Below are 11,722 nucleotides of genomic sequence, written 5' to 3'. Positions count from 1 at the left end.
ACTACTCCTTGGTGTCGGCCTCAGGGAATGAACCGGTTGAGGTAAACACTACCTTACTATCGGCTACCTCAAGTGTTGGTTTTTCCGTAATACCATTTTTGTCTGAGAGTTCAAGGATCTCATCGTAGGCTGAGAGACCGTCATAATTATGAGTCACGATTATTAGGCCTCTTGGATTCTCGCTACTTTGAGTGAGCTTCAGCAAATCGTCCAAAAGCTGTCTGGCAGCTAACTGGTCAAGATGCTCTGCAGGCTCATCAAGCAATAAGAGGGGAGAGTTACTAGCAAGGGCTCGAGCCACCAGCAGGCGTCTACGTTCCCCTCCAGAAAGAGTTTTGCCATCATTGGCTAACTTAGTATGAACCCCGGCAGGTAACGAAGCAATCCAGTCGCCCAATTGAACCTGAGCTAGTAACTCTAGCGCCTCGGCTTCAGATAGATCACCTCTGGCTACCCGTAGATTTTCTAAGACTGAGGTACCAAATAGATGGGCGTCCTCGGCAGTCAAAGTTGCAATTCGGGACGCATCATGACGAGAAAGTTGCCACGAATCTATGCCGCTTAACTGGGCTCTACCGGACAACGGTGGAATCAGGCCTGCCAAGGTAAGAAGTAGGGTAGTTTTTCCGATGCCAGAGCGGCCAATAATCGCAATTGATTTACCTGGTTTCAACTCAAGATTGAGCCCAGTAAAAATTGGGCGGTCAGCAGACCAACCGATAGCTAAATCTTTAGCTTCTAACGAGGGCAATACCTGCTCTGGCAGTTGCTTGGTAGGAGCATCTACTGGATTATCCAAAATGCCTATCAGAGCTTGGGCTGCCGCCCCAGATCGAACCAATTGGCTAGCTGCAGGAGCCAGCATAGCTGTTCCTTCAAAGGCTGCCATCGGAGTTAAAACTAGTACTGCCAAATTTACCGCGGCAATCTGTCCATTAGCCAAGGCCCAACTACCAATAACGGTGGTTCCAAGGATGGCTAAGCCTAGGCATAAAGTATCAATAGCATTTGCTAAAGCAAGCCGCTTCGCGACTTTAGTTCTAGCAGCAAGTAGCTGAGCTTCAGAGTGCTCCAAACTCTCAGAGTATTTAGAGGTTAAGCCTAAAACTTCAATCTCCGCACCATTTTCCAGCAGATCGATTGAGCTAGCGGTCAGCTTTGCTTCAAACTCACGAGCAATGATGCTGGCTTCACGAGTAGCACGGGCAGTCAATGCCAACCCCACATAGGCAGATGCAAATAGACAAAGCGCAACCCACACGGCAGCTGGAATATTGATGAATGCTAAGCCGACAACGGTAAATATGCTTACTACGCTGGTGACTAAAATAGGATGCAAGGAACGGACTACGAAATCACCAATTGCATCTACATCTGTAGTGGCACGGGATAAAATCTGTCCACGATTTGAAGCTGCCACAATGTCTGAACGAAGGTTGGCTATCTGACGATAAACATTTGTTCGAAGATTGACGACTCCACTTAAAGCGAGATGATGAGAAACCAAACGTTCGACATAGCGGAAAAGGGCTTTTGAGATGCCAAGCGCTCTAACCGACACTACTGCCACATTTAGATACATGACTGGTGGCATCTGGGAAGCGCGGGCAATTAGCCAAGCAGAAACTGCAGCTAGGCCAACTGAGGATCCCAGTGCTAAAGCACCAAGAAATACCGCCCATGCTAAACGCGTCTTGGACAGCTCCAGTTGAGGAAATATCCTGTCTAAAGCTCTTCGCTCGCTAGTAGTTAAAATCTTAAGCATGACTACCTCCTGACAAGAAGGTTTCAATCTCTAGCTCATTCGCATTCTCGTCGTGGTTCCCCAAAGCTTTAAAACTCCCCTTAGAATTCGCATTCTCATCCTTTTTTGAGTGAAGCTCAATAACTTGGTCGGCAATTTCGAGTGGGATACCACGGTGGGAAATAAGGATCAAGGTTTTTCCTTGTTGCTTCAACAGTTGAATAATATCCACTACTTGTTGGCTGCTGAGGGCATCAAGATGAGCAGTTGGTTCATCCAAAATAACTAGTGGGCGGTCTAATCGAAGTGCCCGAGTTAGTGCTAAGCGCTGCCGTTGACCGATCGACAGACCCACTCCACCATGGCCGAGTTTAGTATGCCAACCATCTGGCAAAGTAGCAACAACTTGGTCTAAACCAGTTAGCGAAGCTAGGCGGGCAAGCTTCGAATCTTTCGCTGAAAGATTCATATCGATATTGTCTAGGATGCTGCCTGGTAGCAGTGCCGGTCTTTGTGGCACCCAAAGTACTTGCCTTCGTAAGCTGTCCAAGTCGATTTGGTCCAGATTTATCGCATTGTTGTTGGGCTGGCTAAAACAGATTCGACCACTAGCTATGGGCACGAAACCTAAAAGTGCCATCACTAAACTGGTTTTTCCAACTCCCGAGGGCGCCGAAAGGATTACGGTCTGCCCTGGAGAAATCACGGCATTTACCGAGTCCGGCGAAAAAGCTCCTCGAGCTGCAATCGAGACCTGTTCAATCTGAATCTTGCTTCGAGACAAGTCTGGGCACGACTGTGAGGATTTATGGGGTTCTTTTGCTTCGAGTACATCGAAGGCAGCATTAACAGCAGCCACGCCATCAGAGGATGCGTGGAACTGTACGCCGACCTGACGAAGTGGATTAAATACTTCCGGTGCAAGCATAATGACGATGAGACCGGCGTAAAGATTTATATTTCCAGCAACCAGTCTGAGGCCAACTTCAACCGCCACTAAGGCAACCGACAAAGTGGCAATGAACTCAAGAATAGCTCCGGAGAGGAAAGCCAAGCGAAGCGTTGCCATGGTCGACTTATTGTAATCTTCGCCGATAATCTGGATATTTTTCTCGGGGCCTTTTTCCCGTCCGAGCGCTTTCATCGTGGTTAGGCCAGCTAGCAGATCTAATACCTGTGCCCCTAGTGATTCCATTACTGCAATCTTTCGATCAGAAAACTCTTGAGTCAGTTTTCCAACCAAAATCATGAATATGGGGATCAAGGGGAGTGAAAGAAAGGCAATAATTGCTGACCAGAGGTCAAAGAAAGCCATGACCACTAGGGCCATAGGCGTGACTGTCATTGTCAGCACTAACTGGGGAAGATAGCGGACAAAGTACGGTACAAGATTATCTAAGCCTTTGGTCGCTAAGGTTACGAGCTCGGTACTGTTTTCTGCTAACCAACGTGGACCTAGTTGAGAGGCAGCGTTAAGTACCTTTGATCTTAAATCCAGAATAATTTGGCCGGCTGCTTGATGCCCTAAGGATTCTCGGAAATAAATAGTTAGGGCTCGAATTAATACCGTAAGAGCCAAAATGATGAAGGCTGGGGTAGCGAGGGTTTCCCAGCTAAAAAGTTTCGTGCCGTTAATAAGTGGTGCCAGGATTTTTGATAGAGCTACCGTTTGTACCAAGACTAGGGCGGCAGAAAGAACCCCCATTGCGGAGATCGCTAGGAAGTATTTTCGCGCAGGTGCGACTTCTTTCAGGAGTCGAGGATCTAACGGCTTCATTGCTACATTGTTACAAAAAGAAGCCCGGAGTGTATAGCGATAACTCCGGGCTTCTTTTAAGGCTAAAAAGTATCTTTAAGCTGAGGTGCTCAAGAAACTTTCACCTGGGCGAATCTTGTCCTTCAACAAGCCTGCAGGATGGACGTCATCAACGCCGATGCGGGCACGGAAGACATAGTACGACCAAACGGTGTATGCCAAAACGATCGGGACCAAGATGACTGCAACAACAGACATGAGGGAAAGAGTCCCTGATGAACTGGAAGCATCCCAGAGGGTTAGCGAGTAGGCGGGATCAATCGCCGAACGCATAACATCGGGAGCCATATTGGTGAAGATGAAAGCAACGGCACCTGCGATTCCGGTGAAGGAAGCGATGAAAGCGCCGGTGAACTTTCCGGTCATGGTCAAGGCAGTGGAAGCAATCAGCGCGACTGCTGCGAATGCCAATGGAATCCACGCAAGTGGCTGAGCACTACCGTAAGCGAGCTGTGCCCAGATAGCCCAAACTGCGGTAAACACAGTAGAGGCGATCGAAAGGGTAGAGGCGCTCTGTTCGGCGCGCTGACGCATTTCACCCTTCAACTTCATGGTGAGGAAGAGTGCCCCATGGCTCAAGAAGAGCGAGGCAACCACGACACCACCGAGGATGGTGAATGGGGTGAGCAGCGACCAGAAACCACCAACTAGGTTGTGTACGTGTACAGAAAGATCGATTTGATCAACTGGTACAGCTTCAAGTGGGGTCTTTGGATCAACTACGGCAATCTGCATGCCCTGAACGAGATTTGCAAAAGCAACGCCAAATAGGATCGGAACTAGCCACGCAGAAATGGTCTGAGACCAGTCCCAGAAAGCGCGCCAGCGTTCCGAGTTAACCATCTTGCGCCATTCCAAAGCGGAAATGCGCATAATGAGCGCCACTAGGATTAGGAACAAAGCGAGGTACATGCCCGAGAACATCGTGGCGTACCATTCCGGGAAGGCGGCAAAGGTAGCGCCACCAGCGGTGAGCAACCAAACTTCGTTGCCATCCCAGTGAGGGCCGATTGCCTTAACAATCGCACCACGTTCGCGTTCATTCTTGCCGATGCGGTGCAGGAGCATGCCGGCACCCAAACCGAAGCCTTCAAGAGCTAGGTAGCCGGTCCAAAGTACGGCAATAAGTACGAACCACAGAACTTGTAAGGTAGTCATTTCTTATTTCCTTTCTGCGATTCTCAGTAGGAGAACGAGAGGTCGTGCCCCTCGTGTCCGTTAGACGACTTGGACGTAATGCCTTCGAGGGCGTAGCGGCGCATGAGCCAGAACCAAACCACACCGAGTGCGGCGTACAGTAGCGTGAAGACAATCAAGGTAGTCAACATAGCTCCAGCCGAAACGGAACCAGAAACACCTGCTTGGGTCATCATGAAGACGTCACCAACTGGGTCGGAACCAGTGGCAAAGTTAGGTACGACTACCCATGGCTGACGGCCGATTTCCGTAAAGATCCATCCGAAGGAAGAACCGAGGAAGGGGAATGGCAAAGAAATAATAGCTAGCTTTGCGAGCCAGTTCTGATCAGGAATATTGCCCTTACGGGTAAACCACCAACCAGCGATGGCTAGCAACATTGAGAAGAGGCCAAGGCCGATCATGAAACGGAAAGACCAGAAGGAAGCGTTTGCATTAGGAGCAAAGTCGTACTGGCTGGCATCGCCGTATTTGTCGGTGAAGGCTTTATTGGCGTTGAAGATTTCAACGTTCTTCTGCTGTAGGTTCTTTACACCTTCAACTTCTGCATTGAAATCGTGAGTAGCTAGGAAGGAGAAGAGGCCAGGGATTTCAATGAATCGCTTGACACCTTCTTCAGACTGGCAGTCACCCCAAGCGGCCACGGTGAACGATGCCGCCTTCTGGGTTTCACAGAGGGACTCTGCGGCAGCCATCTTCATGGGCTGTTCCTTCACCAAGTACTGGCCCTGCAGGTCGCCAGAGATGGCGGTACCAAGACCACCAATGAACAAAATCAAGATGCCGAAGCGGGCCACTGGATGCCAAATATTTTTGGCTTGTTCAGTACCTTCGCCACCTGCCTTGTTAGCGCGAATCATCCACCAGATGGAAAGACCAGCGATCAGGGTGCCCGCAACCATCCAAGAGGAAAGGACGACGTGGAAGAAAGTGAGCCATAGTTTTGGATTTGCGACGACGGCTCCGAAACCAGCAAAGCCATCAAGTTCAAAACGGCCAGTTTCAGGGTTTAGAGCGGCACCCACTGGGTGCTGCATCCACGAGTTTGCGCCCAAAATCCATAGGGCGGAGAAGTTAACGCCCGCGGCAACCAACCAAATCATGGCAGTGTGTAGCTTGGGGGATAGCTTGCCCCAACCGAAGATCCATAGCCCGAGGAAGGTTGATTCCATAAAGAATGCTAGGAGTGCTTCGATGGCTAGTGGGGCGCCGAAGATATCGCCGACCATACGGGAGTATTCAGACCAGTTCATCCCAAACTGGAATTCTTGCACAATACCGGTAGCTACACCCAAAGCAAAGTTAATTAGGAATAGCTTGCCGAAGAAACGTGTCGCTTTGAGCCAAGATTCTTTTTGGGTCTTGAGCCACATGGTTTGCATGATGGCTACCATGACCGAAAGTCCAATGGTTAGCGGCACGAGGATGAAGTGATACACGGTTGTGATACCGAATTGCCAGCGCGCAACTGTTAGCGCATCTAAGGCAGCAGGTAGGGTTACCACTCGCTCCACCTTTCGTTAAGAGTAATAGTATTTCAGTCTCTATGTTAGTAGGTTTTATGGCGTAATGTACGAAAACTAGCCGAATTGTAATGACTTTGAGACTACTAAAGTCCATGCTTTGAGTTCTTGAAATTTGCAATTTTTACATTTTGCCGAGGGCGTATTGACTCGTTGAGACAACTGTCAGCTAATCACACTAGCAATTGGGCTGGTATCATTTGGGTAGGCTAGTGGTATCGAGCTTACAACTTTAGGTTGTTCCGGCATTGCGCCCCACAGATTTTCGCCGCACGGAGCGGTACGAGTGCCTGATAGATGCCAAGGCACCATATTGGAGATTTATTACTATGACGAATATTGATTTGTTCAGCCAAGCTGAGCCAGAGCAGACTGCGCCCGCAAAGCCGATCGTGCAGCCCGCTGCCATGGCGCCGCTGTTTCAAGCGCCAGATCCAACTTTGGTGATTAGAAAGCCTAAGGTTTCTGACGAGGACGAGGAATACCGCCGTCCTCGGTCTAAGGGAAACCGTCGCAAAAATGTTGATGAGGTTGAAGCTAATCTTGAGCTTGAAGACGAGCAGTCCTCGCGTCGCAATCGAACTCGAAAAAATCGAAGTGATGAACGGGTTGAGGCGGACGATGAGTCAAAAAGCTCGAAACGTCGCACTCGGCGTAAAGCAGTGAGCTCGGAATCGGACGATGATCGCGAGCAAGAGCGCTCGGTTGAGGCAGTCGACGAAGATGAAGAACTTGGTAGCGGCAGCCGTCGTCGCCGTCGCCGCCGTACCCGTGTGGCTGATAATGATGCCGAGGTCGAAACGGCAGATGAGCGCGATCCTAAGGATGAAGTGACCGCGCTGAAAGGTTCTACCCGTCTTGAGGCTAAACGGCAGCGTCGTAAGGAAGGCCGTAAAGAAGGTCGTAAAAAGACTGTTGTAACCGAAGCGGAGTTCTTGGCGCGCCGGGAGTCAGTCGAACGATTGATGCTAGTGCGTGAGCGTGACGGCCTCAATCAGATTGCCGTGATCGAGGACGGTCTTCTAGTTGAACATTATGTTGCCCGTCGTGCCCAGACTTCTAAAGTCGGTAATGTCTATGTAGGTAAAATCCAGAATGTTTTGCCTTCGATGGAAGCTGCCTTCGTTGATATCGGCGAGGGGCGCAATGGTGTCCTTTATGCTGGTGAAGTCAACTGGGATATCTCGGATATGGCTGGCAAGCAGCGCCGGATTGAAAAAGCTCTTTCCTCGGGGGATTCAGTTCTCGTCCAGGTAACTAAGGATCCAATTGGTCATAAGGGTGCTCGTCTGACCAGCCAGATTACGCTAGCTGGACGTTACCTAGTGTTGGTTCCTTCTGGTTCCATGACTGGCATTTCACGCAAGCTGCCGGAAAAGGAACGCGTCCGTCTAAAGAAGATTCTGCGTCAGATTGTGCCTAAGGGCTTTGGTGTGATTGTACGTACTGCCGCAGAAGGGGCTACCGCTGAACAGCTAACCGCTGATGTGAAGCGCTTGGAAAAGCAGTGGCTCGAGATTGAGAAAAAGCAGAAGAAAAAGAAGGGCGCACCGTATATTGTCCGCTCGGAACCCGAGTTGGCTGTGCGTGTGGTCCGTGACATCTTCAATGAGGACTTCACAAAGCTAATTGTTTCTGGCGAAAATGCTTGGGAGACGATTAGCGAGTACGTCAAGGAACTTTCTCCAGAACTTGCCCCAAGGTTGGAAAAGTACGAGGGCGAGGAAGACATCTTTGCCAGCTACCGAGTAGATCAACAACTGGCAAAGGGAATGGATCGTAAGGCTTGGTTGCCTTCCGGTGGTTCTTTGGTAATTGACCGTACCGAAGCTATGACAGTGATCGACGTGAACACGGGTCGTTATACCGGTTCGGGTGGCACCCTTGAAGAAACTGTCACCAAGAATAACCTTGAAGCGGCAGAAGAGATTGTTCGCCAGCTTCGCTTGCGAGATATCGGTGGCATTATCGTGATCGACTTTGTTGACATGGTGCTCGAATCGAATCGCGACTTGGTTCTGCGTCGGCTAGTCGAATGCCTAGGACGAGATCGCACTCGCCACCAGGTTTCAGAAGTAACCGCCCTCGGTTTGGTCCAAATGACCCGTAAGCGTGTTGGTCAAGGTTTAGTTGAAGCATTCTCAACTGAATGTGAATGCTGTGGCGGACGAGGCTTCATCGTCCATGACAAACCAATTGAACGCGAACGCGATGACATCCTCGATGCTTTTGAAAAGCCTAGCAAACGCAATAAGAAAGAAAGCGCTAATGCGGCGAAAGCTAAAGCACGGGCAGAAGCCGCAGCTAAAGCCGAGCATGCCAAGGTGACCGCCGCAATGACAGCGATCGCTCAGGCCTCTTTGAAGTCGGAAGAAGCTGCAGAAGAGGCGCTCCAAGATGCGATTGCCGTGGTTGAGGAAGCCGCTGAAGAAATTATTGACACCCAGAATACTAAAAAGTCTGGGGTTAAAAAGTCGCGAGACGCGAAGCAGAAGACTAGCAAGAGCGATTCGAAAGCTAAGAGTGGCAAAAAGAAATCAGCGGCAAAGGGGGCTGAAACTGATGGCAGCGATTCACAGGTAGCAGCTCCAAACAAACAGGCTGCGAATGAACCTAGTAACGAAGTGACTGTGCCTAAAGCGCGCAAACGTCGTGTCGCCACCTCTGGCGGGGTCGTGACTACTGCCAGCACTTCAGGGCAAAACGCTGTTTCTGGAAGTGAGATTACTCAACCAGAGGCGGCCTCAGAAACTTCGGGTGCAAGTGCTACCCCTGAAGCAGAACGTGCCTTAGGGGAACTAGAAACTGCAGAAACTCGCCAAACTAAGGCAGCTTCGACCCGCAGTCATCAAGTTAGAGCAGTAGCTCCACGTCGGGCTCGTCGTCGGGTAGCAACTACCGAAGGGGTAGTGTCGCCCGATGTGAACCCTAGTGGTGAGGTACAATCTAACGAGTCTGAACAGCCAGAAGCTTAGGCTGAGGCTGAACAGAGATAAGAGATATCTAGTGTCTAATGCCACAGCCTTCTAGGCGACATTACGTCGTTAATAGTTGCCGAAAAGGTCAAGGTAGAGTACATTAGATACTCGGTGTTGAGAGAGAATTCGATTCTTCGACTTCCTTTCACCCAATGGTAAGTATTCGTTTTCTAAAAGAGATGAGCAGCAACGTGGTCTACGCGATTGTCAAGGCCGGCGGCCGACAGGAAAAGGTGTCCGTCGGTGATGTCGTCGTCGTCGACAAGCTGGCTGCTGAAGTTGGCGAAACTGTCGACTTCCAGCCGCTGATGTTGGTCGATGGTGACAAGGTCACCACCGGATCTAAAGAACTTGAAAAAGTCAAGGTTTCCGCAGAGGTTGTGGCCCCCGCTAAGGGTCCTAAGATTTCAATTATCAAATACAAGAACAAGACCGGCTACCGGAAGCGTATGGGTCACCGCCAGAAGCTTACGACGGTCAAGATCACCGCTATTGCGTGATCTTTCCTGACGAAAGAAAGGTAGTACCGAAATGGCACATAAGAAAGGTCTTGGTTCTTCCAAGAACGGTCGTGACTCGAACGCACAGCGCCTAGGCGTTAAGCGTTTCGGTGGTCAGCTAGTTGGCGCCGGTGAAATCATTGTTCGCCAGCGTGGCACCCACTTCCACCCAGGCCTAAACGTAGGCCGCGGCAAGGATGACACTTTGTTTGCTACCGCTGCTGGTGCAGTGGAATTCGGCAACAGCCGTGGTCGCCGTGTGGTGAACGTGGTTTCCGCCTGATTTTAATCAGCTAAAAGCTTGGGGGCGCGTGGCATTGAGCTACGCGCCCCGCTTTTATATCTTCTTTGATAATCTTTTTATCACGGCAGGTTAATCAACTTGCCATTGCTATTTTAAGGAGGCAAGATGGCCTCATTCGTTGATGCTGTCACCCTATTCGCGCAAGGCGGTAAAGGCGGGCACGGCTGTGCTTCCGTTCACCGTGAGAAGTTCAAGCCACTCGGTGGCCCTGATGGGGGCAATGGTGGTAATGGTGGTGACGTTTGGCTAGTGGTTGATTCGCAAGAGACCACACTTTTGCCTTATCATCGTTCGCCACATCAGCGTGCCGGTAACGGCCAGCCTGGCATGGGCGACTTCCGCCACGGCAAGAATGGGGAAACTCTTCGTTTGCCGGTTCCCGCCGGAACCGTGGTGAAAGACAAGAAGGGCAATATTCTTGCCGATCTTACTCGTGAAGGCGACTCTTTCTTGGTTGCTGGTGGTGGCCGTGGTGGCCTCGGTAATGCGGCCTTAGCATCCAGTAAGCGTAAGGCACCAGGTTTCGCACTGCTAGGTGAACCCGGTGACGAAGTTGAGGTGCGCATCGAGCTAAAGTCGGTGGCTGACGTGGCTTTGGTTGGTTTTCCCTCGGCTGGTAAGTCTTCTTTGATTGCGGCTTTGAGCTCAGCTCGCCCAAAGATCGCGGACTATCCTTTCACCACTTTGGTCCCTAACTTGGGTGTAGTCCAGGCCGGAGATGACCGTTATACCATTGCCGACGTGCCAGGTTTGATTCCTGGGGCTAGTGCCGGTAAGGGGCTCGGGCATGAGTTCTTGCGTCATATTGAACGCTGTGCAGTGATTGTCCACGTGCTTGATACGGCCACCTTGGAATCTGAACGCGATCCATTATCAGACTTGAAAACCATCGAGGCCGAACTAGCCCAGTACGAGGGCGACCTCGGCGAGATTGAAGGGTACGTACCATTGATGGAACGCCCTCGAGTGATTGTGTTGAATAAAGTCGATGTGCCCGATGGTTTGACCATGGCCAAAATGGTCGCCCCAGAGATCAGCGAATTGGGATACCCAGCTTTTGCCGTTTCTGCGGTTACGCATCATGGGCTGAAAGAACTCTCTTTTGCTTTGGCTAAGATGGTCGCCGATCATCGTGAGCAAGTATTGGCCGAGGCCGAGAATCCTCGCCCAGTCGTCTTGCGTCCAGATCGTCCGGCTCAACGTGATGAGATTACTGTCCGTACCGTTCAAGCTAATGGGGAAACTATTTTCCAGGTACGAGGCTCGAAACCAGAACGCTGGGTTAAGCAGACCGACTTTGCTAACGATGAAGCAGTTGGCTTCTTGGCTGACCGCTTGGCTAACGCGGGAGTGGAAGAACAACTCTTTGCCGCTGGTGCCACGCCTGGGGTGACTGTGGTGATTGGCCCGATTGATGGTGGCGTCATTTTCGATTGGGAACCAACCATGCAAACTGGGGCCGAGCTACTCGGTCGTCGTGGTACTGACTTGCGTTTGGAAGATTCTGGCCGTAAGACTCGTGCGGAAAAGCGCGCAGAATACTACGACCGGATGGATGCCAAGGCCGCTGCTCGTGAAGAGCTGTGGACTGAGCGTGAAGCTGGAGTCTGGACTGATCCAGATCGCGACTAGTAAGCGTTTCTAACGGCGTGTCCAGTCG

8 protein-coding genes are annotated in these 11,722 nt (G+C 50.8%); 4 read left to right on the top strand and 4 right to left on the bottom strand.

Annotated features, from left to right (window positions below):
* Position 1: 1 nt before the first annotated feature.
* The 4 genes from cydC to BK816_RS05030 form a co-directional block, all read right to left on the bottom strand.
* A complete protein-coding gene (gene cydC / locus BK816_RS05045; RefSeq protein ID WP_071164204.1) occupies positions 2-1,765 on the bottom strand; it encodes a thiol reductant ABC exporter subunit CydC in 1,764 nt (587 codons plus the stop codon).
* Positions 1,758-3,521 (bottom strand): thiol reductant ABC exporter subunit CydD, encoded by a 1,764-nt coding sequence (gene cydD, locus BK816_RS05040; protein WP_071164203.1) that lies wholly within the window; start codon positions 3,519-3,521, stop codon positions 1,758-1,760. Before cydD ends, cydC begins: the two co-directional genes overlap by 8 nt.
* A gap of 75 nt (positions 3,522-3,596) precedes the next feature.
* On the bottom strand, positions 3,597-4,718 hold the full coding sequence (gene cydB, locus BK816_RS05035) for a cytochrome d ubiquinol oxidase subunit II (RefSeq protein ID WP_071164202.1): 1,122 nt from the start codon (positions 4,716-4,718) through the stop codon (positions 3,597-3,599).
* Positions 4,719-4,741: 23 nt separating this feature from the next.
* Positions 4,742-6,262: a cytochrome ubiquinol oxidase subunit I gene (locus BK816_RS05030; RefSeq protein ID WP_071164201.1), complete on the bottom strand. Its 1,521-nt coding sequence runs from the start codon at positions 6,260-6,262 to the stop codon at positions 4,742-4,744.
* Between the two features lie 347 nt (positions 6,263-6,609).
* Here BK816_RS05030 and BK816_RS05025 point away from each other — a divergent pair, with 347 nt between their 5' ends.
* The 4 genes from BK816_RS05025 to obgE all read left to right on the top strand — a co-directional run bounded on the left by BK816_RS05025 (position 6,610) and on the right by obgE (position 11,694).
* On the top strand, positions 6,610-9,255 hold the full coding sequence (locus BK816_RS05025; protein WP_071164200.1) for an Rne/Rng family ribonuclease: 2,646 nt from the start codon (positions 6,610-6,612) through the stop codon (positions 9,253-9,255).
* A 182-nt stretch (positions 9,256-9,437) separates the two neighbouring features.
* Positions 9,438-9,758, top strand: a complete 321-nt coding sequence (gene rplU, locus BK816_RS05020; protein ID WP_071164199.1) for a 50S ribosomal protein L21 — start codon at positions 9,438-9,440, stop codon at positions 9,756-9,758.
* 31 nt (positions 9,759-9,789) lie between these two features.
* Complete coding sequence (gene rpmA, locus BK816_RS05015; RefSeq protein ID WP_071164198.1) at positions 9,790-10,041, top strand: 50S ribosomal protein L27; 252 nt, start codon at positions 9,790-9,792, stop codon at positions 10,039-10,041.
* A 126-nt stretch (positions 10,042-10,167) separates the two neighbouring features.
* Complete coding sequence (gene obgE / locus BK816_RS05010) at positions 10,168-11,694, top strand: GTPase ObgE (protein WP_071164197.1); 1,527 nt, start codon at positions 10,168-10,170, stop codon at positions 11,692-11,694.
* The last annotated feature ends 28 nt before the right edge of the window (positions 11,695-11,722 follow it).

Origin of the sequence: Boudabousia tangfeifanii (assembly GCF_001856685.1) — a bacterium.
Taxonomy (GTDB): Bacteria; Actinomycetota; Actinomycetes; order Actinomycetales; family Actinomycetaceae; genus Boudabousia; species Boudabousia tangfeifanii.
The sequence above is the reverse complement of the archived record's forward strand: the minus strand, read 5'-3'. Positions and strand labels throughout refer to the sequence as shown.

Excerpts from the sequence above, each read along its gene's own strand:
- rplU (WP_071164199.1), top strand. The coding sequence starts at position 9,438 with ATGAGCAGCAACGTGGTCTACGCGATTGTCAAGGCCGGCGGCCGACAG.
- BK816_RS05025 (WP_071164200.1), top strand. The coding sequence starts at position 6,610 with ATGACGAATATTGATTTGTTCAGCCAAGCTGAGCCAGAGCAGACTGCG.
- cydC (WP_071164204.1), bottom strand. The coding sequence starts at position 1,765 with ATGCTTAAGATTTTAACTACTAGCGAGCGAAGAGCTTTAGACAGGATA.
- obgE (WP_071164197.1), top strand. The coding sequence starts at position 10,168 with ATGGCCTCATTCGTTGATGCTGTCACCCTATTCGCGCAAGGCGGTAAA.
- rpmA (WP_071164198.1), top strand. The coding sequence starts at position 9,790 with ATGGCACATAAGAAAGGTCTTGGTTCTTCCAAGAACGGTCGTGACTCG.
- cydB (WP_071164202.1), bottom strand. The coding sequence starts at position 4,718 with ATGACTACCTTACAAGTTCTGTGGTTCGTACTTATTGCCGTACTTTGG.
- cydD (WP_071164203.1), bottom strand. The coding sequence starts at position 3,521 with ATGAAGCCGTTAGATCCTCGACTCCTGAAAGAAGTCGCACCTGCGCGA.